Below are 26981 nucleotides of genomic sequence, written 5' to 3' on the forward strand. Positions count from 1 at the left end.
GTTACTCTGAATGTGTTTCCAGTGGAAACAGATCGGGAATGACATCGGGATCGCAGTGAGGGGTGCACCATGATCATCGTGACCGGAGCGACCGGACAGCTCGGCCGCCGCATCGTCGAACGGCTGCTGACGCTCGTGCCCGCCGACCGGGTCGGCGTCAGCGTCCGCGACCCGCGCAAGGCCCAGGCCTTCGCCGACCGAGGGGTGCGGGTGCGGCAGGGCAGCTTCACCGAACCCGCCGGCCTGGCCCATGCCTTCGAGGGCGCCTCCCAAGTGCTCGTCGTCTCGGTCGACGCGATGGGCGAGGAGGCCGTACGGCAGCACCGCGCCGCGATCGACGCGGCCGTCGCGGCGGGCGCCCGCCGCGTGCTCTACACCAGCCACATGGGCGCGAGCGCCTCGTCGCACTTCGAGGCCTGCCGCGACCACGCCGCCACCGAGGAGGCACTGCGCACCTGCGGGGTGCCGTTCACCTCACTGCGCAACGGCTTCTACGCCTCCAGCGCGGTGCGTTTCCTCGGGCCGGCCCTGGACTACGGCCGGATCGTGCTTCCCGCGGACGGCCCGGTGAGCTGGACCGCGCCCGCCGACCTCGCCGACGCGGCCGCCGCCGTGCTGGCCGACGAGGGCCGCTTCGACGGCCCGACGCCGCCCCTGACCGCGTCCAGCGCGCTCACCTTCGACGACATCGCCCGCATCGCGGCGCAGGTCACCGGCCGCCCCGTCACGAGGGCCACGGCCCCCGACGACGATTTCCTGACGGACATGGCGGGCCACGGTGTTCCCGCCGAGGTCGCCGAACAGCTCCTGGGCGTCTTCGCCGCCGCCCGCACCGGCGAATTCGCCGCCGTGGATCCGACCCTGGCCGGCCTGCTCGGCCGCGAACCCCTCGCCATGGACGCGGTGCTGCGCGAGCACCTGTCCGGCACATGACGGTTCGCCGGGAGCGCCCCGTACAGAAAGCGCGGGGCCCCGGTCACCCCATGGGCAGCTTCACCCCCGTGAGCCGGGCGAGTTCGGCGAGCAGGCCGTCCTGGAACTCCTCGGAGCGGGCCGAGGAGTTCACCGCGCGCGGCCGCTGGTGGTAGAAGTACTCCCCGCTCACCGTGGCCGCCGGGTCGTCGGAGACGCTGAGCCACACCTGCGTGACATGGGCCAGGGAGAGGTCGTCCGGCGCGCCGGCTCCGCCCATCCTGGTGGGGACCCAGCCCGGCTCGACCGCGTTGCTGAGGACGTCCGGCCAGTGGCGGGCGACGGCGAAGGCGAGTGCGGTGTCGAAGAGCTTGCTGTCGGAGTACGCCTGCGCGCCCGCCCAGGTCCGGCGCTCCCAGTCCAGGTCGGCCAAGGAGTCGTCCCCGCCGCGGTGCATGCCGCTGCTGAGGTACACCAGCCGGGCCGGCCGCTCCATCAGTGCGGTGAGCAGGTACGGGGCCAGGACGTTGATCGCCAGCACATGGGCGTGGCCTTCGGGGGTGGCGATCCTGCGGCGCTCCCGGTAGCCGACGCCCGCGTTGTGGATCACCGCGTCGAACCGCCCCGAGGCGTTCGCCCGTTCGGCGACGGCGCGGGTCTGCGCGGCACTGCTCAGATCCCCGGCCAGTACGTCCTCGATGCCGGGCAGCGCGGCGCGCACGTCGTCGGCGCGCTCCTCGCTGCGGGCATGGCCGACCACCTGGTGCCCCTGCTGGAGCAGCAGTTCCGCTGCGGCGAGGCCGAGACCGTCGGCCGATCCGGTGACGAAGACACGGGACATGGTGTTCCTTTCGTTCCTTCCGGCGAGTTCGCGGGTTCCGCTCGCTTTCCAGCTTCGGAACCCGGCCGGGAGGTGTCCAACACCCTTCGTGTCGCGTCTGATGCCCGTTCGGTATGACGAATCATCGGCCGTGCGGTCCGTCGGCCCGGCCGGCCGCGCGGGGGCGTCCGGTCCGTCGGCCCGGCCCCCGGCGGCCGTGGGAGGGCCGGGCCGACGGAGTCGTGGGGGTCAGACCCACCTGCGGGGTTCGACCAGGGGCCAGTCGGTGGCGATTCCGGCCATGATGGCGAAGTAGTTGGTCAGCGTGTTGAGCGCCAGGTGGCCGACGACCTCGCCGATCTCGGCGTCGGTGGCGCCGGCGTCGCGCGCGGCGCGCAGGGTGCCGTCGTCGACCCGGCCGTGGCTGCGGGCGACGACGTCGGACAGGTCGAGCAGGGCCTGGGCGTGCGGGTCGGAGGACTTGGCGTCGCGGGCCAGCTCCAGCTCGTCCGCGTCGACCTCGGCGACCGTGGCGCCCAGGAAGGTGTGGGCGGACAGGCAGTACTCGCAGCCGTTGTGCTCGGCCGTGGCGATCGCCAGCTGCTCGCGGACCGCGACGGGCAAGGCGCCGTCGGCCAGCGCGCCGGACAGCGCCAGGTAGCCCTTGAGCAGGGCCGGGCTGTTGGCCATCACCTTGGCGAGGTTCGGGGTGGTGCCGAGGGACTTCTGCACGTCCGCCAGGAGGTCGGCGGCCTGGCCGGTCGCGGTGGCGGGGTCGAGGGGAGCGAATCCGGTCATGGGTACGGACCCTTCCTTTTCCAACGGTTGCATCCGCTCGAAAGCGTTAGAACCATGGCACGGCTCCCCGCGAGATGTCAACGGATGACAAAAGTCCCAACCGTTAGGTGAGGTACTGTCGAAGCATGAAGACACGTGCTCCGCTCCTCCTGGGCGAACCGCTGCCGGTGGAGCTGATGAACACGATCTGGGCCGACCGCGACGGCGTGTACGACTCACTCGCCGAACCGGGCGGCACCGAGGCGTGGCTGCGCGCGGTCGCCACCCGGGTCGACCTGACGGCCGGCGACGGCCCGGCGGACCTGCTGGCGGAGGACACCGAGCACCTCGCGCGCCCGCTGGCCCGGCTGCGCGACGCCCTGCGCGTGCTGGCGGCCGAGGTCACCGGCGATCCCCGCCCGACCGCGTCCCCGACGGCGGAGTTCGACGCCGCCGTCGCGACGGTCAACGAGGCCGCGGGAGCGGTCCCGCGGTGGTCGGTGCTGGCCTGGGTCGCCGGCGCCTCACCTACGCGCCTCACCCGGTCCGGTGGACCGACGGCCGCCGCCGTGATCTCCGCCATCGCCGAGGAGGCGATCGCCGTCTTCGCCCATGGCGACCGCCTGCGGCTGCGGGCCTGCCTGGCCCCCGGCTGCGTCCGTTACTTCGTCAAGGACCACCCCCGGCGCGAATGGTGCTCGCCGGCCTGCGGCAACCGGGTCCGCGCCGCCCGCCACTACCAGCGCCACCGGCACAGCCCCGTGTGAACCGGCGTCACGCATCGTCCCGGTACGCCGCCTTCCGCCCGTACGCCGACGGGCCGGCCGCCCCCGGGTGGGGACGACCGGCCCGTGCGGAGTCCGGCGAGGCGCCGCCGGGGAGCGGCCGGGTCACCGACCGCTCATGGCCCGGTCAGGGCCTTGTCACCGCTTGCTCAGCGCCTCCTCACGGCCGACCGGAGGCGCTCGGCGCCGCCACGTGCAGCGTCACCGGGGCCGCCGGCAGGGCGTACGGCGTGCTGCTGCCGAAGACCAGCCGGGCGGCGTAATCACCGGGGCGGGTGATCTGCGGGACCCCGGCGTCGAAGAGGACCGCGACGGTCGTGCTCTCGCCCGGCCGCAGCGTCACCTCGTGCCGGCTCTCGCTCAGCCAGGGGACGTCGGTGGTCGGGTCGACGCCGTACCCCGGCAGGGTCTCCACGACCGTGCTGGGGGTGATGCCGCCGGTCGAGCCGCCGAGCTTGTAGAAGCCGAGCGCGCCGGCGCCGCGGTAGGTGGCCGTGCCGGCGTTCGGCAGGGCGCTCCAGGCGCGGGTCCGCGGGTCGAAGGCGAAGCCCTGGTTGGTCAGGGCGTTGTCGCTGATGCCGCTGGAGATCATCAGCTCGCCGTTGGCCGCGGCGTAGGCCGAACCCCACAGCGCGACCGGCATGTCGGGCAGCGCGGACCAGGTGCCGGTCGCCGGGTTGTAGGCGTACGCGTGCTTGACGTCGCCGCTGTCGGTGGCGCCGCCGGCGCAGTAGAGCTCGCCGCCGATGCCGGCGCAGGACGTCCAGGACACGGGCTCCGGGTACGCGGCGATGGCGTGCCACGTGTCGGAGGCCGGGTCGTACATGCTCGCGTCGGTGACCCCGCAGGCGACGTCGCAGCCGCCGATCAGGTAGAGCTTCCCGTCGAGCACGGCGCTGCCGGCACCCGCGTGCGGCCTGGGCTCGGGCGCGCCCTTGGACCAGGTGTTGCTCGCGATGTCGTAGATCTCCAGCGTGGGATCGGGCGTGCCGTCACCCTGCCAGCCACCGGCGGCGTAGAGCTTGCCGTCGATGATGCCGTGGCCGGGCGCCTGCCGGGCCTCGGTGGCGCTGGCCAGTTGCGTCCACTTGCCGGCGGCCGGGTCCAGGACGTACAGCTCGTTGCTGCTGGAGTCGGCGCCGATGGACAGGCCGGTGTCGCCGAAGCCCGAGTAGACCTTGCCGTTCCAGGTGTCGGCAACGTTGTCCATCCGGACCTCGGGCAGGTCCGGAGCGGTCTGCCACGGGTCGTCGGAGGGCACGGCGGCCGGCGCGGCGGCGGCCGTACCGGCGCCCGCGGACTGCCGGGACCCGGTGAAGCCCAGCGGGTAGCTGCCCGGGACGCGCTGGAGCGCGGCGCCGGTGGCCGTGGCGCGCGCGGTGCCGCCGTTCTGCTCACCGATCAGGAGCATGGCGTTGGCGGTGCCGGTGTTGGTGACCCGCAGCGTCCTGACGGTGTGTCCGCCCCAGCGGGTGGACGCGTCGAGCGAGCCGGGGGTGACGGTCAGCCGGCCGGCCTTCAAGGAGTAGCGGGCCTGGACCGTGCTGTCCGCGCGGACCTGCACGTCCTGCGACCGGGTGACGTAGTTGTTCTTGGCCGCGGACAGGGCGTGCCTGCCGGGGCCGGGGACGAACAGCGAGTAGTAGCCGTCGCCGAGGGCCGGGTCGTCCGGGGTGGTGACCGTCTTGGCCTGCACCGAGGGGGTCTTGTCGTCGGTGACGGTGGCGTCCACCGCGCCCTGGCCGGTGTTGGCGTCCGTCACCTGTCCGACGACCAGGCCGCCGGGGGTCGGGGTCCAGTCGCGCTGTCCGACGAAGACGTCGTCGATGCCCCAGTACCAGCTCCACAGCGACGTGTAGTGGAAGCGGAGCTGCACGGCCGCCTTGCCGGCGTAAGCGGTGAGCGGGATCTCGACCTTGGTCGGTCCGCCGTAGTAGCCGTCGTCCACGGACGGCTCCCAGACGTCGGTCCAGGTGGCGCCGCCGTCGTCGGTGGCCTCCACCTTGATCGTCTGCCGGTACGGGTTGAGCGTGTACATCGTGCCGAAGGCGAGCTCCGGGGTGGTCTTCCCGGTGAAGTCGTACACCGGGCTGATCAGCTCGGAGTCCGTGTGCCCGCTGACGCCGGCCAGTTGGCTGTCGACGATGGCGAACCCGCCCTGGCCACCGGTCTGGTTGCCCTCGTTGCCCGGGTCGTCGAACGCCCAGCCGTTGGTGAGGCCCGCCGCGTTGACCACGCTCCAGCCCTGCGGCGCCGACGTGGTGGAGTCGAACGTCTCGGTGGGGCCGGTCAGATGGACGGCGTAGCCGGGGGCGGTGGCCCGCCACGGGTTCGCGGTCATGGCGACGGCGGCGGTCACCGGGGCCCCGGCGACGTGGACGGCCTTGGTGACCTCGTCGTAGCCGGGCAGGTCGGCGGCGAAGTGCAGCGTGAAGTCGCTGTCGCGCGGCAGCGTCACCTGGTACCGGCCGGTGACCGGGTCGGTCCACACCGCGTTCGGGTCGCCGTCCACGGTGATCTTCGTGTAGAGCGGCCAGCCGTGGCCGGAGCCGTCCCGCACCGTGCCGGAGACCGTCTCGCTGGGCACCTGCGTGAGCGTGAAGTTCTTGGTGAGGGTGCCGCCGTCGGTGATCGTGACGCCCGTGGCGCTACCCGTCGCGTAGCCGAACGCGGTCACGGTGACGTCGTGGCCGCCGGCCGGGACGGTGAGCGAGTAGTGGCCCTGCGCGTCGGTGCGCGCGGAGTCGACGCCGGTCTTGACCATGGCGCCGACGACGGGCTTGCCGGTGGCGCGGTCGGTGACGGAGCCGGACAGTACGCCGTGCGGTCCGGTACGGAACGCCTGCAGGCCGTTCGGGGTGCCGAGGCCGGTCGGCCCGTCGTAGCCCTCGGCGCCCCGGCACAGGTAGTCCGGGGTGCAACTGCCGTTGCTGCCCGAGGTGACGTCGTTGAGGCCGGTGCCGGCCGCGTACGGGTAGGAGTTGGGGTACGTGCCTGCGACCGGGGTGGCGGAGTCCGCGTACACGCTCGCGATGATCGGGGACGACGCGCTGGTGCCGCCGTATTCCGACCAGCCGCTGCCGCCGTACGTCTGGTAGACCGCGACGCCGGTGGCCGGGTCCGCGACCGCGGAGACGTCGGCGTCCGCGCGGTTGGCGCAGCCGGTGTCGTGCTGGAAGGCGGGCTTGGGCTCGTACAGCGAGCAGCCCGAACCGGCCTTGTTCCAGGCCGACTCCGACCAGCCGCGGGGGCTGTCGGGGTTGCGCGTCAGCGAGGTGCCGCCGACGGAGGTCACGTACTGCGAGGCGGCGGGGTAGGCCACGCCGTACCCGTAGTCACCGGTGGAGGCGACGACCGCGACGCCGGGGTGGTTGTAGTACGGGTCGAGCGCGGTGGCCTCGGCCGGGTCCTCGCCGCTGCCGAACCGGTAGTCCGTGCCGTAGGAGTTGGACACGTACTTGGCGCCGAGCGCGACCGCCTCGTCGACGGATTCGCCGAGCGCCGTGTCGCTGGAGTCGTCGCCCTCGACGAGCAGGATGTGGGCGTTGGGCGCCGTCGCGGAGACCATGTCCAGGTCGAGGGAGATCTCGCCCGCCCAGCCGCTGTCGGCGATCGGGTAGTTCGTGCCGCCGCGCTGGTCGACCTTGGTGAAGCAGCCGTTGGCCGTGGTGCACGGCGGCAAACCGTACTGGCTGCGGTAGACGGCCAGGTCGGCCTCGGCGTTCGGGTCGTCGTAGGCGTCGACGATGGCGACGGTCTGGCCGGCCCCGCCGTCGGCGGGAAGGCCGTACGCGCTCTGGAGGTCGGCCGGGCCGTAACCGGTCGGGGCGGCCACGAAGGCCCGCAGCCCCTTCGCCGGGGCGACGTCGGTGCGGCGCAGCGCGAAGCAGGCGAAGTCGCCGGGCTTCGGGGCGTCGCAGGCGGGGGTCCAGGTGGGGGTGCCGGTGGTGGTGCCGGTGGTCGGGCCGGTGGTGGTGCCGGTGGTCGGGGCCGGTGGTGGTGCCGGTGGTGGTGCCGGTGGTCGGGCCCGAAGGGGCGTCGGTGGGGGCGTCGGCCGGGGTGCCGGCCGTGGCTGTGCTGCCGGTGGCTGTGGTGCCCGCGGCGGTCGGTGCCGGCGCGGCCAAGGCGTTCGGGGCCTGAAGGCCCAGGACCGCCAGCGCGGCGACGGCCAGCGCCGCCACCGTTCCGGAGGTCCGTCGCCGCCCGGCCGCGCGGGCTGATCTGACTATGCGCAACGCGCTGCTCCCATGGATCCGGTGAGGCCGCCCACCCGCACGTGGGGCGACGGTGAATGTTGGTCACCGGGAGTCCATTAGGGCGTGTGTGATGTTGGCATGTCAATGGCACATGCAGGTTCCTTGCCGTGGTGGGGGCGTGTTTCGGGGGTGCACAAGTGCGCTGCTGCGGCGGGTAGTTGGGCAGGGCGTTGGGCGGGAGTACGGCTGGCGGTTCGGCCGGGCCCGCGGCCGGCTTCCGGTTCAGTCGCCCAACGGGAGCTCGAACCACACGGTCTTGCCGCGCCCCGCGGGGGAGTTGCCCCAGGCGGCGGCCAGCGTGGTGACGATCAGCAGGCCCCGGCCGCCCTCCTCCTGGTCCTCGGCGCGGGGGGTCGCCACCGCGTGGGCCGGCCGCGGGTCGCTGTCGCGCACCTCCACCCGCAGGTACGCCGGGTACTTGCGCACGCAGATCGACACGTCGCTGTCCCCGTGCACGATCCCGTTGGTGACGACTTCTGACATCAACAACTCGGCCTCGTCGGCGGTTTCGGCGAGCCGCCAGTCGCCCAGCCACTCGCGCAGCAGGTGCCGGGCCAGCCGTGCGCCCTGCATGTCGCGGCGGTGGATGCGCAGTTCGTGCACATTGGGCTCGACCAGCCGTGGCAGGCCCTCGTACCGGACGAGCAGCAGCGCCCGATCGTCGCACCGCCTGGCCGGCAGCCGGTCGGCATCGGCCACGAGGTGATCGGCGAGGCCTTCCAGCTCCGGTCCGGACCGCTTGAGCGCGGCCTCGAACGCGTCCACCGTCAGGTCCTCGCCCGGCCCCGCCAGCCCGTCCGTGTACAGCGCGATCACGGTGCCGACCGGCAGGGTGAGGCGGGTCTCCTCGTACGTGGCGTCGCCGGTGACGCCCAGCGGGGGACCGGCGACGGGACCGGTCCGCAGGAACTCCCCGTCGGGCGTGCGCAGCAGCGGCAGCGGGTGACCGGCGGTGGCCAGCCGCGCGGCCCCGGTGTCCGGGTCGAGCCACAGGCAGCAGCAGGTGGCGAAGACCCCGGTGTGCAGGCCGGCCAGCAGGACATTGGTCCGTGCCAGCACGTCGGCCGGACCGTGGCCCTCGGTCGCATAGGCGCGTACCGCGCTGCGCAACTGGCCCATCACGACGGCGGCTTCGGCGCTGTGCCCCTCCACGTCGCCGATCACCATGCCCAGGCCGCCGTCGGCCGACTCGATCACGTCGTACCAGTCGCCGCCCAGTTCGATGCCCGCGACGGCCGGCCGGTACCGGTTCACGCTCACCACGCCGGGCGGCTGCGGGAGGTTGCGGGGCAGCAGGGCCTCCTGAAGGTGCTCGGCGAGCGCGTACCGGGCGCCGTTGAGCTTGGTGCGCTCCAGGGTGTGGCTGAGCATCGAGCTCAGGCCGGACATGGCCAGCGGCTCCTTGAGCAGGCCGGCGCCGGTGAACCCGAGCGAGCAGGTGCCCACCGCCCGGCCGCCGGCGGTCAGCGGGAGGATGAGCCACGAGCAGCGCAGCCCCTCCTCCTCGTCGGCCCAGCGGTCGCGGGTGCGCGGGTCGGCCGGCGGGTACACCAGGTGCCGGGACCGGGCCAGGGCCAACGCCTCGGGGAAGGAGCTGTTCAGCCGCGCTCCGCCGAGGGACTTGAGGTACTCGCGGGCGCAGCCGTACGACCCCGCGACCACCAGTCGGTCGGCGTCGGTCAGCGCGATCGCCGCGGCGCGGGCCCCGAAGCCGGAGACCATCCGCTCGATCGCGGCCCCGGCGGCGGCCTCCGTGCTCGGCGCGTCCTTGAGCAGGACCGCGAGCCGGTGCAGGTGGAACAGCACGGACGCGGACGCCGCTCCCCGGCGGGGCGGGGCCCCGGACACCACGCGGGGGATCCGCGGCGGCACCAGCGACGCGCCGTCCCGGGCCAGCTCGCTCAGCCGCGCGGCCAGCCGGTGAGTACCCCGCGCCAGCAGACCGGTGTCCATCGCGGCCTCGGCCCGCTCGTCGAGCCAGTACGCGGTCACGGTGCCCAGGACGCGGTCGCCGTGCAGCAGCGGGGCCGCGGCAACCGTGTACGTGAAGGGAATCAGCACCGAAAGTCCCGGATAACGCTCCAGGATGTCATTCGAGGAGCCGATACGTACCTCTCCCGTGCGGTACGCATAGGCCGACGGGAAAATGTCGTCGGTCAACGGGATCTCCTCCGTGGCACCCATTCCCGTCGAGGAAACGGCCACCAGGGCGGCCCGCAACGCGTTCGCCTCCGGCACGAGCAGATACACCCCCACCGCCGACGCACCCAGGTCACGCAGCAGCCCCAACGCGGTGACGGACAGTACCGAATCCCGCTCCTCCGCGGGCCCGGACAACTCCTCACGGTCAAGGGTGCGAAGCTCAGCGTCACTCATGGGCACACTCCAGAGTTCGGCGCGCTCAGTAAAAGGTTACTGCGCGTCGGGTGAGGGTGCGCGGAGAGGAGTGCGGGGCCGCTTTTGCCGGGGCAAGCCGGGAATGGGGTGCGGGAATGAGGGGCGGTTGCCGCTGTGAACGACGTACGCGAATTCCGGTAGGGGCATGCAGGCCGGCGGTGCGGGACGCGGCCCGGTTCAGGTCCAGCCCTGCTCGGTGAGCGGTCCGTGGGAGTCCAGGTAGCCGCGCAGCCCTGCCGCCGGGTACTCGATGAAGTCGCTCGGCAGGTCGTGGGCGGCGAACCACTCCAGCGCCAGGCACTTGGCCGGCTCCCGGTCGACGGGTTCGCCGTCCCAGACGGTGGCCTCGAAGAAGAAGCCGATCCGCGGGTTCTCGCCTTCCTGGCGGTGATGCACGACCTGGACCAGGCGCAGGCCGGCGGGGTCGACGCTGACGCCGGTCTCCTCACGAAGCTCCCGTGCCGCACAGGCGGTCAGCGTCTCCCCGGGATCGAGCTTCCCGGACGGCATGTGCCACCGCCCGTATCCGTACGGGCCCCCGCGCTGGGACAGCAGGATCTTGTCGCCGTCGCGGAGGATGACGTGCGTGTCGATAACGGGCTGTGCCGGCTGATCGCTCATGGTTCCCGTGATGTCGTGTCGTCGTCGGTGACGCCCGAGGCTATCGGCACCGCCACGCCGGCGTCGGTGATTCCCGCACGCGCCATCCGATGGTGTGGCGCCGCCGACACCCAGCCCGGCTCATTGGCTCGCCCTCACCATGCGGGCAGCCTCCGACCGCCCCGCACCGGACGCCGCTACACACCGGCAAAGCCCTTACCCGGCGGGCATTTGGCCAATTCGCAGACGCTGCGTTCGGGGTGGACACGAGTCTGGCCCGGCGGGGTGGTGGTCAGGTGAGGGTTTCGCCGCCGTCGATGGTGATGATCTGGCCGGTGACGTAGTTGTTGGCCATGAGGAAGAGGGCCGTGGCGGCGGCTTCCTCGGCGGTGCCGACGCGGCCGAGGGGAGTGGTGGATCCGGCGGCGGCGATGGCGTCGTCGGTGTCGTGGCCCGGCACCGAGCGCAGGAGCGGGGTGTCGATCCGGCCGTAGCGGATGGCGTTGACGCGCAGCCGTGCGGGGGCGAGTTCCACGGCGAGCGCCGTGGTGAGGGTCTCGACGGCGCCGGCGACCGACAGCGGGGCGCTCATGCCGGGAGCGGGGCGGACCACCAGGATTCCCGAGCTGAAGGTGAGCGAGCCGCCCGCGGGCAGCCGGGTCGCCGCCGTGCGGGCCGCGGTGAAGGCCGCACCGAGGCGGGAGTCGAAGCTCGTACGGATCCGGTCGACCGACAACTCGGTCACGGGGCCGGTGCCCCCGACGCCGCCCGCGGTGACGTAGACGTGATCGACCTGGCCGGCCCGGTCGAAGGCCTCGGCGAGGACCCGCTCGTCCCCGCCGTCCCCGGCCACGGCCAGCACGGCGTCGTCGGCGTCCCTGTCCGGGCCCGCGCTCCGCACCCGGGAGACGGCGGCCGCCAGCCGGTCCGGGTCGCGGCCGACCAGCACGACGCGGGCGCCGACCGAACGCAGCAGGACGCCGGCCGCCAGCCCGATGCCCGAGCTCCCGCCGATCAGGACAGCGGTCGCGCCGGCGAGGGCGCTGGTCAGCGGCGAACGAACGGGGATGGGAGTCGCAGTGCTCAAGGGGGAACCTTCCGATGAATTAAACCATCTGGTTGTTTTACTTCCGGGCTCCATACTGCCGCCCGAGCCGACCGGAGTCAACCGGATGGTTTAATTCGTTCATGCCCTATGATGCGGAGGACACCAGACGGCGGATCTTCGAAGCCGCCGCCGCCGAGTTCGCCGAGCGCGGCCTGGCGGGGGCCAGGGTCGACCGGATCGCGACCGCGGCCAGGGCCAACAAGCAGGCCATCTACCTCTACTACGGCGGCAAGGAGAAGCTGTTCGCCGCCGTCCTGCGGGCCAAGCTGGAGGAGGTCCGCGTCTCCCTCTCCTTCGATCCCGACGCGCTGGCCGAGTCGGTCGGGCAGATCTTCGACTGGTACCGGGAACACCCGGAGCTGATCAGGCTGCTGCTGTGGGAGGCGCTGGAGGCCGGCGCCGAACCCGACGGGGGCGAACGGGAGCGCCGTGCCGCGTTCCGCGACAAGGCGGATGACCTCGTCGAGGCAGGTGTGGCCGACCACCTTCCCGAGGGCGCGCGCGTCCGCGCCGGCCAGGACCTGCTGTTCACCCTCATGGGGCTGATCGCCTGGAACTTCGCGGTGCCGGAGATGTGCCGCATGGTCCTGGACGAGGACACCCACCAGGCCGCCCTGGTCCGCCGCCGCGAGACGGTGATCGAAACCGCCCGTACGCTCGCCACGACCGCCGGCGCCTTCCATCCGGCGTCCGGGAGCTGAGCACAAGGGCTCAGCCGGTGGCCTGTGGATTACCTGACGAACCGGCGAAGTCGGCAAGATCCCGAAAGTCGTCCTCGCGCAGGCCGAGCCGCGGGTTGACGTGGTGCAGCAGTGCGGGTCCGCGGTGGTGGCCGGTCACGTACGCCTGATCCCGATCGCTCTGCTCGTCGTCCACCCACGCGAAGGCGCGGCCGTCGGCGTAATCCACCAGGGGAGCGGTCTTCCAGTGCACCCCGTCGGGCCGGTCACGGAACAAGGCGTCGCCGAAGTCGACGAAGGGGAGTTCGGGAAGACCGAGCGCCGGGGCGATCCACCGGTTGGCCTCCGCCATCCACGTGGTGGCCCAGCACAGTTCGTAGCCGAGCCGCAGCAGGGCCGGTCCGTGCGCCGGGTTGAGCCACACCCGCAGCGACCGCCGTCGGGACAAGGAGGCTCGCTCTTCCTCGGCCGTCTCACTGTTCCGGGGCACCCTGAGCGTGATGTAGCCGTCGGGGCGCCTCTGCGGCTTTGCGGCGTACGGGTTGAGCGGCCCGTCCACGTCGAGGAACAGCAGTGGTCGGCTCACGATCCCCCCGCCACGCTCGTCATCGGTGCCGGTAGAAGCGTAGCCAGGCAGGGTTCTCTTCGGCGCGTCCATTCGGTCGATCGAATGTGTACGTCCGGGGATCAGCGGCGGGCTCGGCCGCTTGCCCGCCCGTCGTACCCTCCTGCTACATTCTGGCGTCGCTGTTCACCGGCAGCCCCCACGTCGCCGGGGTGATGCGGTACCCGTCATCCGTACCGTTCGGGGGTCCATGTCGTGAGCGCCGATTACTCGCCGCCGCAGGCCGGTGGCCAGAACCCCTACGGCCCGCAGGCCGGCTGGGCGCCCTCCGGACCACCGCAGGTCGCCCGGGACCGGAGCGCCCTCGCCCTGGTACTGGGCGTGCTCGTGGCGATCGTGGCGGCGCTCGCCTACGGCGGGTTCCTGCGCGCGCTGGCCCATGACAACGGCAGAACCACCGAGTTGGGCTTCGGCCCGCTCGCGGCGGGCGTATTGGTGGGCATCACCGTCGGCAAGGCCGGCGGGCGCAACCGCCTGCTCCCGGTCGCGGCCACGCTGCTCGCGGCCTTCGCGGTGATCATCGGCCAGCTGTACGGCACCGCGCTGATCGAAAGCCACCTGGCCGCCCGGTTCGGCGGCAGCCTCTCGGTCACCGACATCTTCTTCCACCGCTTCGGCGCCCTGTGCAGGGTATGGACGCACGACCTCGACGCGAGGCGGATCACCACCTTGTGGATCGCCATGGCCGTCGCGTTCGGCCTGGCCAAGCGCCTCGGCGACAACTGAGCGCGGCCGGATCGCGACACCGTCGGACGGGACGCCAAAGCGCTAATCCGTGCTCGCGTCCGCGAGATGCGCGCGCAGGAATCCGCCGATACTGGCCAGCGCGGCCTTGCCCTCGTCGAGCACCTCGGCGAAGGCCTGGAAGACGTGGGGCACACCGGCGGTGACTTCCAGCTTCACGTCGACGTCATGGGCGGCGGCCGTCGCCGCGAGTCGCAGGGCGTCGTCCAGCAGGATCTCGTGCGAGCCGACCTGGATCAGCATCGGCGGCAGGCCGCTCAGGTCGCCGAAGACCGGGCTGATCTCGGGGTTCCTCGGGTCCGCGCCGCCGAGGTAGTCGTACGCGCGGGTCTTCAGGCCCTCCGCCGTGAGCACGGAGGGGTCGACCGAGGCCTTGCCGGTCAGGCTCCGCCCGCTCAAGGTGAGGTCGGTCCACGGCGAGAGCAGCACCGAGGCGGCCGGGAGCGCCAAGCCCTCTTCCTTCAGCCGCAGTTGGAGTGCCGCGGCCAGGCCGCCGCCCGCCGACTCGCCGGACACCGCGATACGCGACTCCGCGGTGTTCGCCAGCAGGCCCTTGTAGGCGGCGAGCGCGTCCTCGACGGCCGCGGGATACGGCTGCTCGGGCGCGAGCCGGTAGTCCACCGAGATCACGCGCACGCCGGCGTGGCGGCCCAGGCCCGCGGCCAGGCCGACGCTGGAACGGGCCGAGCCGAGGACGTAGACCCCGCCGTGGAAGTGCAGAAGGGTTCGAGAGGTGTCCACCCCGTCGACGTCGACCTGCACGACCGGGATCCCACCGAGGGTGCCCTCGGTCACGGTCACGTCCGGGGGCAGCGGTGCCGCGGTGAGCGCCGCTTCCATGGCGGCGCGCTGCACGGCGGGGTCCCCCTCGATGCTGAACGGCAGGTTGCGGAACATCCGGTTCAGTGCGTCGCGCTGCTGCTTGCTCATGTGTCTGTTCTCCCGTCCCAAGTACATGCCACGGAAGTATCTTCCGCGATATTTAACGTACACTAGATGCCGTGGCATCCAAAGCGAGCGATGAGACGGTCGACCTCCCGGGCTTCTTCTCCGACCTGGTCCGGTGCGAGACGCGTCTGTACAACGCCCTCAACGACCGTCTTCGCGAGCGCCACGGGATCGTCACCTCGCAGTTCGAGGCCCTGCGCTACCTCCGCGACCATCCCGGGTCCCGAGTGGCGGACCTGGCCGCGGAGTTCGCCGCCGGTGTCGGGGCCATCAGCAAGGGCACCGACCGCCTCGAGCGGCACGGATGGGTTGCCCGCCGGCCGAATCCGTCGGATCGCCGGTCGTCACTGCTGGCACTGACCGACGACGGCCTGCGCCTGGTCGACGCGGCGGAAGAGACCTTCGCCGAGCGGCTGGCCGAGCTGACCGCGGACGCGCTCAAGGGGTTTCCCCTGGGGGCTGCCGCGCAGGTCCTCTCGGAGCTGCGTTCCTTCCTCGAACGCGATCAGATCGGCACACCCACGGGCTGAACGGCTACCGGCGGGAGCGCTCGACCGTACGGCTCAGCCACTGGGTCCGGGCGTGGCGGGCCGCGCGGGTGAGGGCCGCGGCGGGGGCGACCGAGTCGAAGCCGTGGAAGGCGCCGGGCCAGACGTGGAGTTCGGCGTCGCCACCGGCCTGCCAGATCGCATGGGCGTAGGCGACATTCTCGTCGCGGAAGGTCTCCGCCGAGCCGACGTCGATGTACGTCGGCGGCAGCCCGCTCAGGTCGGTGGCGCGGGCGGGAGCGGCGTACGGCGACAGGTCCGCGGTGCCGTAACGCTCGCCCAGGTACGCCTGCCAGGCAACGGCCGTCGAGGACCTGTCCCACAGGCCGATGCCGGCCATCCGGTGCGCGGAGGGGGTGTCGAGGCGGTCGTCGAGCATCGGGCACTGCAGGAGCTGCCCGACGGGTACCGGGCCCTCGCCCCGCTCCCGATTGAGGTCCCGGTTGAGCAGAGTGAGGGCCGCGGCGAGCCCGCCGCCGGCGCTCTTGCCCCCGATGATCACGCGCTCACCGTCGATGCCGAGCTCGTCCGCGTGCTCCGCAGTCCACACAAGTCCCGCGTGGCAGTCCTCCAGCGGCCCCGGGTACGGGGTTTCCGGCGCCAGCCGGTACTCCACGGACACGACGGCCAGCCCCAGCGGGCCGGACCAGTCACGGAGGATCTTCGGCAGGACGGACCAGGCGTTGCCCATGATCATCCCGCCGCCGTGCATGTAGTACAGCGCCGGCAGCGGCCCGGTGGCGTCCGCCGGCCGCGCGTGCACCAGCGTGACGTCCGGCCTCCCCTCGCCCCCGGGCACGCTCAGCTCCTCGACGGCGAAACGGCCGTCGGCCCGCAACTCCGCCACGGTGGGCCGGGGCCGGCTCGCGGCGTCCCGTTCCCGCTGGGCGCCGAGATTCCCCGGAGTGAGCCGCTCCGCCGTCAGGTCACCCAGAGCCGCCAAGGCCGCGCCCAGTTCGACGTCGTACGGCGGGGCCGTCGGCCCGGCGACCACTTTGTCGGTCAGCGGGTCCCGGCGCCCGGTCACGCGGCACCGCCCCGGCGGCCGAACGGACAGCCTCGCGATACGGCGGGCACGCCGGGTATCGATGTCAGGGAGGTCACGGCCTCAGCAAACCACGGACGGTACTGGTCATGGCTGACGGTCGGGAGGATTGGCGACGGGCGAACGGGCGCGGGCCGGCCCGCTGACCCGACGTTCTCGCCGCCCAGCGCAAGGAACGCGCGCGCATCCGCAGCGGTAAAGGGAGGACTCGAAGGGGGAAGCCTGCACGTCAACACCATGGCTGCGAGCGACCTGAGCCCTCCGGCCTTCTGCGCCGCCATCGTCGAGCGGTTCGCCCGGGCAGGCACCCCGGTCTCCGGCGGGTAGCCCGGCAGCGAGCGCTGCGTCTGCCCTTCGCGTCGTCGTCAGGAGCGGGCGAGGCGGGCCGCGAGGTAGGGCGCGGTGGCGCTGCGGCGGGACCTGGCCACCTCGGACGGCGGTCCCGCCGCGACCACCCGGCCGCCCGCGTCGCCGCCACCCGGCCCGAGGTCGATGACCCAGTCGGCGGTGGCGATCGTGTCCAGGTCGTGCTCGACGAGGACGACCGTGTTGCCGGCGTCGACGAGCCGGTGCAGCTGGCGCAGCAGCAGGGCGATGTCCGAGGGGTGCAGCCCCGCCGTGGGCTCGTCGAGCAGGTAGAGCGCGTGCCCGCGGCGGGCCCGCTGCAGTTCGGTGGCCAGTTTGATGCGTTGCGCCTCACCACCGCTGAGTTCCGTGGCGGGTTGACCCAGACGCAGGTACCCCAGTCCTACCTCGCGCAACGTCTCCAGGCTGCGGGAGGCGGCCGGGACGCCGGACAGGAACGTGGCGGCGGCGTCGACGGACATTGCCAGCACCTCAGCGATGTTCTTGCCGCGGTAGGTGACTTCCAGCGTCTCGGCGTTGTACCGGGCGCCCTGGCAGGTCGGGCACGGGGCGTAGGTGCCGGGCAGGAACAGCAGTTCCACCGCGACGAATCCTTCGCCCTGGCAGGTCTGGCACCGCCCTTCGGGCACGTTGAAGGAGAACCGCCCGGCCGAGTAGCCACGCGCCCCGGCCTCGTCCGTCGCCGCGTACAGCTTGCGCACCGCGTCGAACATCCCCGTGTACGTCGCCAGGTTGGACCGGGGGGTCCGGCCGATGGGCCGTTGGTCGACCCGGACCAGCCGGTCGAACGACTCGACCCCCGACGCGTCCTGGACGTCGACCTCCAGCTGCGCCTCCTCGGGCTCCTCGGGCACGAGCCCGAGGTGGCCGCGGACGACCTCGGCGAGCACCTGCGTCACCAGCGTCGACTTTCCGGAACCGGACACGCCCGTCACCGCCGTCAGTACGCACAGCGGCACATCCACGGACACCTCGTGCAGATTGTGGCGGGAGACGCCGCGCAGGCGCAGCCAGCCGTGCGGTGTGCGCGGGCGATGGCCGAGCGGCCGGGCGCGCCCGAACAGGTACTGGCCGGTGGCCGACTCCTCGACCTGCTCCAGACCGGCGATCGGGCCGCTGTACAGCACGCGTCCGCCGCCCTCGCCCGCGCCGGGGCCGATGTCGACCACCCAGTCCGCCCGCCGTACGACGTCCATGTCGTGCTCCACGACGAACAGCGAGTTGCCCACCGCCTTCAGGCGGTCCAGCACGTCCAGCAGCGGTTCCGCGTCCGCCGGGTGCAGGCCCGCGGAGGGTTCGTCGAGGACGTAGACCACGCCGAACAGCCCCGAGCGCAACTGGGTGGCGATCCGCAGGCGTTGTGCCTCGCCGGGCGACAGGGTCGTCGAGCGGCGCCCGAGGCTGAGATACCCCAGGCCCAGGTCGAGCAGGACGTCGACCCGCGCGACCAGGTCGCCGCAGATCCGGACCGCGACCTCGGTCGTCTCCCCGGACCGGGCGGTCGACGTGGTGGCGTCGGCCTCGGACCGCCCCGCGACGGGCCGCAGCAGCGCCACGACCTCGGTGAGCGGCATCGCGTTGATCCCGGCGATGGAGCGTCCGGCGAAGGTCACGGCAAGCGCCTCGGGCCGCAGTCCGCTGCCGTGGCATACGGGGCAGGGCACACTCCTGACGAACCGGAGCGCCCGGTCGCGCATCTTCTCGCTCTTGGAGTCGGCGAGGACGTGCATGACGTGCTTGCGGGCGCTCCAGAACCTGCCCTGGTAGCCGTAGTCGACGCGGTCTTCCTCCGGCTCGATGTACACCGAGGGCTGCTCGTCGGTGTACAGCAGCCAGTCCCGGTCCTTCTTCCTGAGCCTGCGCCACGGCCGGTCGATGTCGATCCCCAGGCCGCTCACGACACTGCGCAGGTTGGCGCCCTGCCAGGCACCCGGCCAGGCGGCGATCGCCCCCTCGCGGATGCTCAGCGACGGGTCGGGGACGAGCAGGTCCTCGGCGACGTCGTGCACGACGCCCAGCCCGTGGCACTGCGGGCAGGCGCCGGCCGCGGTGTTGGGCGAGAACGACTCGGCTTCCAGCCGGTCGGCCCCGGGCGGATAGGTACCGGCGCGGGAGTACAGCATGCGCAGCAGATTGGACAGCGTGGTGATGGTGCCGACCGTCGAGCGCGAGCTGGGCGACCCGCGTCGCTGCTGCAGGGCCACGGCGGGTGGCAGTCCGGTGATCTCCTGCACGTGCGGTGCGCCGACCTGTTGCAGCAGCCGTCGGGCGTACGGTGCCACGGACTCGAAGTAGCGCCGCTGGGCCTCCGCGTAGAGCGTGCCGAACGCGAGCGAGGACTTGCCCGAACCGGAGACGCCGGTGAAGGCGACCATCGCGTCCCGCGGAACGTCGACATCGATGTTCCGCAGGTTGTTCTCAGCGGCGCCCCGGACACGCACGAACGCGTCGATCGAGTCCTTGCTCACCGTTCCTGCCTACCTCATCGCGCCGGAAACCGCGCGACAGGCACCGCCACCAGGCCCCGTCGTACCGGCTCCGGCGCCCCTCACCGGTGCCCCGCCGGCGCAGGCGGGCTGCGCGCCGACTCCTGGGGCGTTCAGCGGGCCGGCCGAATGCTGCCGCCGGACGCAGGTCCTCCTCGAGCCCGTCGCCCAAGGCCGCGCCGGCCAACGCCCGCCCCAGCCGAGGTGCCTGCTTGAACAGGTTGTGCCCGGCGGCGAAGAAGATCCCGTCGGCCTCCCAGACCGCCATGCCGTCTTCGCTCCACGGCAGGCTCGTCACCCAGCAGTGCAGGTACTCCCCAGGCTCGGGATCGAGGCACCGGTACGACCTCGGGCGTGTCACCCGGACGGGCCACGACAGCCGCCGCGTCTGACTTCGAGCACGGGAGCCTCCGTCGCGCCGACCGGGCGGTCCGGCGAGCGTGCGGAGTCCGTCGCCGCGGGACTGCCGGGGGGCGACCGGCGTCGAAATGGACAGTGAGGGCGTGAGCGTGCGTGGACTGGATGGAGTTCGCCCTCCACAGCCCCGACAAGGTGCTCATGGCCAGAGCCAACCTGAGGCCGCCGCGTCGTGTGCTCGCCTCATCGTGGGAGCTTCGCTGTGCGTTCGGGTGGGCCGCGGTGATGTACCGCATTGCGGTGTGAGACGAGATGCCGAACAGGCGCATTTGGTGAAGCGGGTCGTCGACCTCGAATGCCTCGTCGCGGATCCGGTCCTGCCGCAGCGTCGGCATCGTGAGTCCGGTGGGCCGGAAGATGGCGAGCCTGAGTATCTCGGCCCACAGAAGGACAACTCGGACGGAACGGACGTAGTCGGGGATGTCGTTGAGGACCAGTTCATCGACGAGGTCGTCGCCGTCGGCGTCGCGCACGGCGAGCGCGAGGCGCAGCATCCCGTGCAGCTTGCGCTGCACGGGCTTGCTGATGCCGGTGACCCGCGCGGCGTCGGCGTCGAGCCGGACCAGGTCGTCGACCAGTTCGCGGGGATAGGTCAGGCGGCGGCGGTCGTACTCCTCGGCCACGGAACCGAATGACCCGGCACGCTCGCGATCAAGGTGAAGCTCCTGCGGCGCATTCGCCATGGGACTGGACTACTGAGCCCGTCTCGGCTCGCTCTGAGCCGACAACGAATCCGGATGCGGTGGGACCAGCCCCGGCAGCCGGCCAGAAGAACGCTGACATCTACTCCGCGACGAACGGCGCATATCCAATCGGGACCTCGCTCACCTGAAGGTCGGAGAAGAGCAAGGTCAGGTTGTGCGCGTTGGTCTCAATGCGCACCTCGTGGAAGTCGATTCCGAGGACCTTCGACCAGCGACGGGCGGCCTCCGACTCGGGAAGGAGCTTGGCCCCCGGGTAAAGGCAGTGCCACTTCACGCCCCAGACGTATCCGTCGAGGTCGACACCGGCTTCGTGGTCGATGAGCCGGTCGTCCAACGAGACCCGCCAGGTCTCGGGGGGCACTGATGTCTCGCACCGCGCCTCAACGCAGTACCTGAAGAGGTAGCGCAGGTGGGACGGCGTGATGCCAGTACAGGGATCAGCCGTCGCGTAGACGATGACCTCGTAGTCGCGCAGGTAGTTGGTGTATCCGTGGTGCACGACAGCGTGATCGAAGGTCTCGTCCAGCGTCTGTTCAAGTACGGCGGTGTCCATGCCGCCCTTCTACCTCACTCGGCGAGACCTTCGACAACGAGATTTGCAAGCGCCGGACGTCGTTGCCCACAGGTCGTCCGGACAAGTCCTGGCCGGTCGCGCGGTCGATCGGCAGCGGAAGCCGGCGAGGGATGCGCTGGGTGAGCCGGTGGGCGGGACGGGCCCCGGCCGATGCCCGGACCTTGCCGCAGCCGTACACGTCGTAGGCGGCACTGTCGGCGTACGGATACGCCTGCCCGTACGCCTCGGCGCCGGGTACGCCTCTGGCCGCCCCGTTTCCGATGTGGGACGCGCCGCCGGCCGGTCGGCGTACATCACGCGCACCTCGTGGGGCGCCAGTCGCCGACCGCGCACAGCGGATCGTGCCGACCCCGCAGCACTTGAGCGCCGACCGACGCCAGGAGGCGACACTCCCGGGCGCCACGCCGGGGGAACCGTTCCGGCGGTCGGACGGCAACGGCGTACCCCGGTGACCCGGCAGGACAGAGGGAACCCCGGCATCGGTCCCGCCGGACGTACGACGCCACGACAGCCCCACCCCGGTCGACGTAAACGCACCCCACCCCCACCCCCGCAAACGCCCGCGGCGAAGCCGCATACGTGCCTTGACGGGGCAGTCTGTGAGCGCTAACAATGACTCCATCACGGATCGGAGAGCCATGTCCCAGACCGCGCAGAGCACAGGACCGCGCCGGGCGCCCACGATGACGGATGTCGCGCAGCGGGCGGGGGTGTCGCACCAGACCGTGTCGCGGGTGCTCAGCAATCACCCGAACGTGCGGGACTCGACGCGGGCCGAGGTGCTCCGGGCCATAGAAGAGCTGGGGTACCGGCGCAATTCCTCGGCCCGGGCGCTGGTGACCAGGCGCACCCTGACGCTGGGCGTGGTGGCGTGCAATCCGACGCTCTTCGGCCCGGCCAGCACCCTGTTCGGGCTGGAGGAGGCCGCCCGCGGCGAGGGCTATCTGGTCTCGGCGGTGACCCTGCGCCAGTTCACTCCCAAGGCGCTGGAGGAGGCCATCGACCACCTCAGCAACTGGGGAGTCGAAGGCATCGTCGTGATCGTCCCGCACCGCGCGGCCGTCGCCGCGCTGGCCGAACTGCGGCTGCCCTTCCCGGTCGTCACGGTCGAGGGCGGCCACTCCCTGCCCATACCCGGCGTGTCCGTCGACCAGGAACTGGGCGGCCGCCTCGTCACGGACCACCTGCTGGCCGCCGGCCACAGCACCGTATGGCATGTCGCCGGGCCCGGGGACTGGCTGGAGGCGGGCGCGCGGGTTGCCGGGTGGCGGGCAGCGCTGGAGGAGGCGGGCGCGGAGGTGCCCGAGCCGCTGGTGGGGGACTGGACGCCGCTGTCGGGCTACCGGGCCGGGCAGGAACTGGCCGGACGGGCCACCGCAGGCCGGGCACGCGGTCGCGGGCCGGAGGTCAGCGCGGTGTTCGTCGCCAACGACCAGATGGCCCTCGGCGTGATGCGGGCGCTGCGCGAGGCCGGCCTGTCGGTGCCGGGCCGAGTGGCCGTGGCCGGCTTCGACGACATACCGGAGTCCGAATTCTTCGCGCCCCCGCTGACCACCGTCCGCCAGGACTTCGCGGCCGTCGGCCAGGCCAGCATCCGCCTCCTGGTCAGCCGCCTGGAAGCGGCCACCGCCCAGGCCGGCGACGACGAGCGCGTCGTCATCGAGCCCCGGCTGATCGTCCGCGGCAGCACCACCTCATTGTGACCAGCCCATCGCGGCCGCCCCATCGTGACCATCGCACCGTGACCCGCCCGGGCGTCGCCGCCGTACCGGAGCCGACCGGCCCCTTCCCCCACGACTGGAGACGTTCATGACGACCGATCGCCCCGCCGCCCAGGCCGGCGGCCCCGCCGTCACCGTCGGCATCGACTTCGGCACGCTGTCCGGGCGCGCCCTGGTCGTGGCGGTCGACGACGGCCGGGAGCTGGGCAGCGCCGTGCACGAGTACGCGCACGGTGTGGTGGACTCCGCGCTGCCCGGCGGCGGTGCGGTCCTGCCGCCGGACTGGGCGCTGCAGATCCCGCAGGACTGGCGGGACGTCCTGCGGTTCGCGGTGCCGCGCGCTCTTCAGGCCGCCGGGGTACGGCCGGAGCAAGTGGTGGGCGTCGCCACCGACTTCACCGCCTGCACCGTGCTGCCGGCCACCTGGGACGGCACGCCGCTGTGCGAACTGCCCGGGTACGAGGGCCGGCCGCACGCGTTTCCCAAGCTCTGGCGCCACCACGCGGCCCAGCCCGAGGCTGACCTGATCGTGGCCCGGGCCGAGGAGTCCGGGCAGCCGTGGCTGGCCCGCTACGGCGGGAAGATCTCCAGCGAGTGGCAGTACGCCAAGGCGCTCCAGGTCCTGCACGAGGACCCGGAGATCTACGCCGCCGCCGACCGCTGGATCGAGGCCGCCGACTGGATCGTCTGGCAGCTCACCGGCGAGGAGAACCGCAACCTGTGCACGGCCGGCTACAAGGGCATCCACCAGGACGGCGGTTACCCGGACGAGGCGTTCCTGGCCTCTCTGCACCCGGACTTCGCCGGCTTCACCGCCAAGCTGGAGCACCCGCTGTCCCAACTGGGCACCCCCGCCGGCAAGCTCACCGCCGAGGCGGCCGAACTGACCGGCCTGCGCGAGGGTACGGCCGTCGCGGTGGGCAACGTCGACGCCCACGTCACCAGCGCCGCCGCCCAGGCCCTGGACCCCGGCCACATGCTGGCCATCATGGGCACCTCGACCTGCCACATCATGAACGGCGGCGTGCTGGCCGACGTGCCGGGCATGTGCGGCGTGGTGCGGGACGGGGTGGTGCCGGGCATGTGGGGGTACGAGGCCGGGCAGAGCGGTGTCGGCGACATCTTCGCGTGGGCGGTACGGACCGCGGCGCCGTACGAATACGCCGCCGAGGCGCGCCGCCGCGGCGTCTCGGTGCACGAACTGCTCACCGAGAAGGCCGCCGCCCAGCCGGTCGGCGGGCACGGGCTGATCGCCCTGGACTGGCACAGCGGCAACCGGTCGGTGCTGGTCGACCACCACCTGTCCGGCCTGGTCGTGGGCCTGACGCTGGACACCCGGCCGGAGGACATCTACCGCGCGCTGATCGAGGCCACCGCCTTCGGCACCCGGGTCGTCGTGGAGGCGTTCGGGCAGGCCGGGGTGCCGGTCACCGACTTCACCGCGGCCGGCGGACTGCTGAAGAACCGCTTCCTGATGCAGACGTACGCCGACGTGCTGAACCGGCCGGTGCACGTGCTCGCCTCCGAGCAGGGCCCGGCGCTGGGCGCGGCGATCCACGCGGCGGTGGCCGCCGGCGCGTACCCGGACATCCGGACCGCCTCGGCCGCGATGGGCCGCCTGAACCGCCACGCGTACACCCCCGACCCGGCGCGCGCGGCCGCGTACGACCGCCTCTACGCCGAATACCTGGCGCTGCACGACCACTTCGGCCGCGGCGGCAGCGACGTCATGCACCGCCTCCGAGCCCTGCGCAACCAGTCCTGAACCCGCCTCCGCCCGACGCCACGAAGCCACGAACCCACCTCAGCCGATCGTCGCCGCCTCCTCTTCCAGCCCCTCACGTGTTAACGCTCACTCCGGTGGTGTGAGCGCTCACCCACAATCGAGGTCCGCCTTCCATGAATAGCAACCCACCGCCGCCGACCGCCGAGGAAGCGGTCGCGTCGCTTCGGCAGCAGGTCAGCGGCCTGCATCAGGAGCTCGTCCGGTACAACCTCGTGGTCTGGACGGCCGGAAACGTGTCCGGCCGGGTGCCCGGCCACGACCTGTTCGTGATCAAGCCGAGCGGGGTGGACTACGCACACCTGACCCCGGACAGCATGATCGTCTGCGACCTCGACGGCAGGGTGGTCGAGGGGGACCTGTCGCCCTCCTCCGACACCGCCGCGCACGCCTACGTCTACCGCAACCTGCCCGAGGTCGGCGGGGTGGTGCACACCCACTCCACCTACGCCAGCGCGTGGGCGGCCCGCGGCGAGCCGGTGCCGTGCGTCCTGACCGCCATGGCCGACGAGTTCGGCGCGGAGATACCCGTCGGCCCGTTCGCGCTGATCGGCGACGACTCGATCGGCCGCGGCATCGTCGACACCCTCAAGGGCCACCGCTCGCCCGCCGTGCTGATGCGCAGCCACGGCGTGTTCACCATCGGCAAGGACGCCCGCGCCGCGGTCAAGGCGGCGGTGATGTGCGAGGACGTGGCCCGTACGGTGCACATCTCCCGGCAGCTCGGCGACCCGCTGCCGATCTCCCGCGCCGACGTCGACCGCCTCTACGACCGCTATCAGAACGTCTACGGCCAGCCCGCACCATCGACCGACCCAGGAGCCCGCTCATGACACGGACCGACGCGCACGAGGTGTGGTTCCTCACCGGCAGCCAGGGCCTGTACGGCGAGGACACCCTGCGCCAGGTCGCCGCGCAGTCCCGCGCCATAGCCGACCGGATCGCCGGGTCGCCGCAGGTCCCGGTGCGGGTGGTGTGGAAGCCCGTCCTCACCGACTCCGCCGCGATCACCGGCCTGGTCCTGTCGGCCAACGCGGACCCGGCCTGTGTCGGCCTGATCGCCTGGATGCACACCTTCTCCCCGGCCAAGATGTGGATCGCCGGACTGGACCTGCTGCGCAAGCCCCTGCTGCACCTGCACACCCAGGCCAACACCGAACTGCCGTGGGCCACCATCGACATGGACTTCATGAACCTCAACCAGGCCGCCCACGGCGACCGCGAGTTCGGGTACATCCAGTCCAGGATCGGCGTCCCCCGCAAGACCGTCGCCGGGCACGTCTCCGACCCCGCGGTGGCCTCCCGTATCCACGCCTGGATGCGCGCCGCGCTCGGCCGCCAGGCGCTGCGCTCGCTGAAACTGGCCCGGTTCGGCGACAATATGCGCGATGTCGCCGTCACCGAGGGCGACAAGGTCGAGGCGCAGTTGCGCTTCGGGGTGTCGGTCAACACCTACGGCGTCAACGACCTGGTCACGGTGGTGGACGCGATCGACGACGCGGCCGTGAGCGAGTTGGTCAAGGACTACGCGAGCGCCTACCGGCTGGCGCCCGAACTGGCCGTCGGCGGTGAGCGGCACGAGTCGCTGCGCTACGCCGCCCGGATCGAACTGGGGCTGCGGGCCTTCCTGACCGACGGCGGATTCGGCGCCTTCACCACCAACTTCGAGGACCTGGGGGGCCTGCGGCAACTGCCGGGCCTGGCCGTGCAGCGCCTGATGGCCGACGGTTACGGATTCGGCGGCGAAGGCGACTGGAAGACCTCGGTGCTGCTGCACACGCTCAAGACCATGGGCGCGGGCCTGCCCGGCGGCTCCTCCTTCATGGAGGACTACACCTACCACCTGGTGCCCGGCAACGAACTGATCCTGGGCGCCCACATGCTGGAGGTCTGCCCCAGCATCGCCGCGGACGTGCCCTCCTGCGAGATCCATCCGCTGGGCATCGGCGGCCGGGAGGACCCGGTCCGCCTGGTCTTCGACGCGGCGCCGGGGCCCGCCGTCGTGGTGGGCCTGGCCGACATGGGCGACCGCTTCCGCCTGGTCGCCAACCGGATCGAGGTGGTGCCGCCGGTCGAACCGCTGCCGAAGCTGCCCGTGGCGCGCGCGGTGTGGCGGCCCGCCCCCGACCTGCGCACCTCCACCGAGGCATGGCTGACCGCCGGCGGCCCGCACCACACGGTCCTGTCCAGCGCGGTCGGCACCGAGGAACTCGGCGACCTCGCCGACATGCTCGGCACCGAACTCCTGCTGATCGACGCCGGCACCACCCTGCGCCAGTTCACCCAGGAGATCCGCTGGAACCAGGCCTACTACCGCCTGGCCGGCGGCCTGTAGCCGTCGCCGGCCCCGAAGACCTCCGCCGGACGGAGCGCACACCCTGACGCGCCCCGTCCGGCGGAGCCATGCCGTCGCGCCGAAGTCCGTTGTGCCCGGCGGCCGTACGCCCGCACCTCCCCGACGGCCCTGCGCCCGCACCTCCCCGGCGGCCGTACGCCCGCACCTTCGGCGGCCGTGCGCCCGTACGCCCGCCGCACCCCCACGACGCGCGTGAACGCCGCTTGTTCGGCCCGTTTTTCTTCCGCGTAACACCTTGACGCCAGCCCCGTGAACGCTAACAATCTCTGCCAAGTGACGGAGCGCCAGGCAGCCTCGGGACCGCTTCCGGGGGCTCCGGAGCCGACGCC

General features: G+C 72.3%; 22 protein-coding genes. 11 read left to right on the forward strand and 11 right to left on the reverse strand.

All coding sequences use genetic code 11. The features are described from left to right. Positions 1–69: 69 nt before the first annotated feature. Positions 70–933, forward strand: coding sequence for an NmrA family NAD(P)-binding protein (locus ITX44_RS17395; RefSeq protein WP_205358145.1), 864 nt, complete (start codon positions 70–72; stop codon positions 931–933). A gap of 43 nt (positions 934–976) precedes the next feature. Here ITX44_RS17395 and ITX44_RS17400 read toward each other — a convergent pair whose 3' ends face one another. Both ITX44_RS17400 and ITX44_RS17405 read right to left on the reverse strand, forming a co-directional pair. After that, positions 977–1753: an SDR family NAD(P)-dependent oxidoreductase gene (locus ITX44_RS17400; RefSeq protein WP_205358146.1), complete on the reverse strand. Its 777-nt coding sequence runs from the start codon at positions 1751–1753 to the stop codon at positions 977–979. Positions 1754–1981: 228 nt separating this feature from the next. Further along, complete coding sequence (locus tag ITX44_RS17405) at positions 1982–2530, reverse strand: carboxymuconolactone decarboxylase family protein (protein ID WP_205358147.1); 549 nt, start codon at positions 2528–2530, stop codon at positions 1982–1984. 125 nt (positions 2531–2655) lie between these two features. Between ITX44_RS17405 and ITX44_RS17410 the strand changes: the two genes are divergently transcribed. Next, positions 2656–3276 carry a CGNR zinc finger domain-containing protein gene (locus ITX44_RS17410; RefSeq protein WP_236060788.1) on the forward strand — a complete coding sequence of 207 codons (621 nt, stop codon included), beginning with the start codon at positions 2656–2658 and terminating at the stop codon, positions 3274–3276. 178 nt (positions 3277–3454) lie between these two features. Here ITX44_RS17410 and ITX44_RS17415 read toward each other — a convergent pair whose 3' ends face one another. Continuing rightward, the gene (locus ITX44_RS17415) at positions 3455–7129 is read right to left on the reverse strand and encodes a Kelch repeat-containing protein (RefSeq protein WP_307795323.1); all 3675 of its coding nucleotides are present in this window, start codon (positions 7127–7129) and stop codon (positions 3455–3457) included. Positions 7130–7287: 158 nt separating this feature from the next. Between ITX44_RS17415 and ITX44_RS17420 the strand changes: the two genes are divergently transcribed. Beyond that, positions 7288–7434 (forward strand): hypothetical protein, encoded by a 147-nt coding sequence (locus tag ITX44_RS17420; protein ID WP_205358148.1) that lies wholly within the window; start codon positions 7288–7290, stop codon positions 7432–7434. A gap of 338 nt (positions 7435–7772) precedes the next feature. Here the strand turns inward: ITX44_RS17420 and ITX44_RS17425 are convergent, their stop codons facing one another. The 3 genes from ITX44_RS17425 to ITX44_RS17435 all read right to left on the reverse strand — a co-directional run bounded on the left by ITX44_RS17425 (position 7773) and on the right by ITX44_RS17435 (position 11634). Beyond that, positions 7773–9926, reverse strand: coding sequence for a SpoIIE family protein phosphatase (locus tag ITX44_RS17425; protein ID WP_205358149.1), 2154 nt, complete (start codon positions 9924–9926; stop codon positions 7773–7775). 198 nt (positions 9927–10124) lie between these two features. Next, complete coding sequence (locus ITX44_RS17430; RefSeq protein ID WP_205358150.1) at positions 10125–10568, reverse strand: NUDIX hydrolase; 444 nt, start codon at positions 10566–10568, stop codon at positions 10125–10127. A 271-nt stretch (positions 10569–10839) separates the two neighbouring features. Next, a complete protein-coding gene (locus ITX44_RS17435) occupies positions 10840–11634 on the reverse strand; it encodes an SDR family oxidoreductase (RefSeq protein ID WP_236060789.1) in 795 nt (264 codons plus the stop codon). A gap of 101 nt (positions 11635–11735) precedes the next feature. Between ITX44_RS17435 and ITX44_RS17440 the strand changes: the two genes are divergently transcribed. Next, positions 11736–12356 (forward strand): TetR/AcrR family transcriptional regulator, encoded by a 621-nt coding sequence (locus ITX44_RS17440; RefSeq protein WP_205358151.1) that lies wholly within the window; start codon positions 11736–11738, stop codon positions 12354–12356. 10 nt (positions 12357–12366) lie between these two features. Here ITX44_RS17440 and ITX44_RS17445 read toward each other — a convergent pair whose 3' ends face one another. Continuing rightward, the gene (locus tag ITX44_RS17445; protein ID WP_205358152.1) at positions 12367–12921 is read right to left on the reverse strand and encodes an HAD domain-containing protein; all 555 of its coding nucleotides are present in this window, start codon (positions 12919–12921) and stop codon (positions 12367–12369) included. 234 nt (positions 12922–13155) lie between these two features. Here ITX44_RS17445 and ITX44_RS17450 point away from each other — a divergent pair, with 234 nt between their 5' ends. After that, entirely contained in the window at positions 13156–13686 is a 531-nt protein-coding gene (locus tag ITX44_RS17450) for a hypothetical protein (RefSeq protein WP_205358153.1), read from the forward strand. A 42-nt stretch (positions 13687–13728) separates the two neighbouring features. Here ITX44_RS17450 and ITX44_RS17455 read toward each other — a convergent pair whose 3' ends face one another. After that, positions 13729–14634 carry an alpha/beta hydrolase gene (locus tag ITX44_RS17455; RefSeq protein ID WP_205358154.1) on the reverse strand — a complete coding sequence of 302 codons (906 nt, stop codon included), beginning with the start codon at positions 14632–14634 and terminating at the stop codon, positions 13729–13731. A gap of 71 nt (positions 14635–14705) precedes the next feature. On the opposite strand from ITX44_RS17455, the gene ITX44_RS17460 reads away from it, so the two are divergent. Next, positions 14706–15182 carry a MarR family winged helix-turn-helix transcriptional regulator gene (locus ITX44_RS17460; RefSeq protein WP_205358155.1) on the forward strand — a complete coding sequence of 159 codons (477 nt, stop codon included), beginning with the start codon at positions 14706–14708 and terminating at the stop codon, positions 15180–15182. A gap of 4 nt (positions 15183–15186) precedes the next feature. Here the strand turns inward: ITX44_RS17460 and ITX44_RS17465 are convergent, their stop codons facing one another. Together ITX44_RS17465 and uvrA are read right to left on the reverse strand one after the other, a co-directional pair. Continuing rightward, positions 15187–16227: an alpha/beta hydrolase gene (locus tag ITX44_RS17465; RefSeq protein WP_307795324.1), complete on the reverse strand. Its 1041-nt coding sequence runs from the start codon at positions 16225–16227 to the stop codon at positions 15187–15189. Between the two features lie 383 nt (positions 16228–16610). Next, positions 16611–19079, reverse strand: a complete 2469-nt coding sequence (uvrA, locus tag ITX44_RS17470) for an excinuclease ABC subunit UvrA (RefSeq protein ID WP_205358156.1) — start codon at positions 19077–19079, stop codon at positions 16611–16613. Between the two features lie 707 nt (positions 19080–19786). On the opposite strand from uvrA, the gene ITX44_RS17475 reads away from it, so the two are divergent. Beyond that, a complete protein-coding gene (locus tag ITX44_RS17475; protein ID WP_205358157.1) occupies positions 19787–20149 on the forward strand; it encodes a hypothetical protein in 363 nt (120 codons plus the stop codon). 148 nt (positions 20150–20297) lie between these two features. On the opposite strand, the gene ITX44_RS17480 is transcribed toward ITX44_RS17475, so the two are convergent. Then, positions 20298–20771: a YxiG-like protein gene (locus ITX44_RS17480; RefSeq protein WP_205358158.1), complete on the reverse strand. Its 474-nt coding sequence runs from the start codon at positions 20769–20771 to the stop codon at positions 20298–20300. A 659-nt stretch (positions 20772–21430) separates the two neighbouring features. Between ITX44_RS17480 and ITX44_RS17485 the strand changes: the two genes are divergently transcribed. The 4 genes from ITX44_RS17485 (at position 21431) to araA (ending at position 26631) form a co-directional block, all read left to right on the forward strand. Next, positions 21431–22495, forward strand: a complete 1065-nt coding sequence (locus ITX44_RS17485) for a LacI family DNA-binding transcriptional regulator (protein ID WP_205358159.1) — start codon at positions 21431–21433, stop codon at positions 22493–22495. 106 nt (positions 22496–22601) lie between these two features. Beyond that, complete coding sequence (gene araB / locus ITX44_RS17490) at positions 22602–24278, forward strand: ribulokinase (RefSeq protein WP_205358160.1); 1677 nt, start codon at positions 22602–22604, stop codon at positions 24276–24278. A gap of 134 nt (positions 24279–24412) precedes the next feature. Next, positions 24413–25129 (forward strand): L-ribulose-5-phosphate 4-epimerase, encoded by a 717-nt coding sequence (locus ITX44_RS17495; RefSeq protein ID WP_205358161.1) that lies wholly within the window; start codon positions 24413–24415, stop codon positions 25127–25129. Beyond that, complete coding sequence (gene araA, locus ITX44_RS17500; RefSeq protein WP_205358162.1) at positions 25126–26631, forward strand: L-arabinose isomerase; 1506 nt, start codon at positions 25126–25128, stop codon at positions 26629–26631. The genes ITX44_RS17495 and araA overlap by 4 nt, the downstream gene beginning before the upstream one ends. The last annotated feature ends 350 nt before the right edge of the window (positions 26632–26981 follow it).

The organism is Actinacidiphila acididurans (genome assembly GCF_016918855.1).
GTDB lineage: Bacteria > Actinomycetota > Actinomycetes > Streptomycetales > Streptomycetaceae > Actinacidiphila > Actinacidiphila acididurans.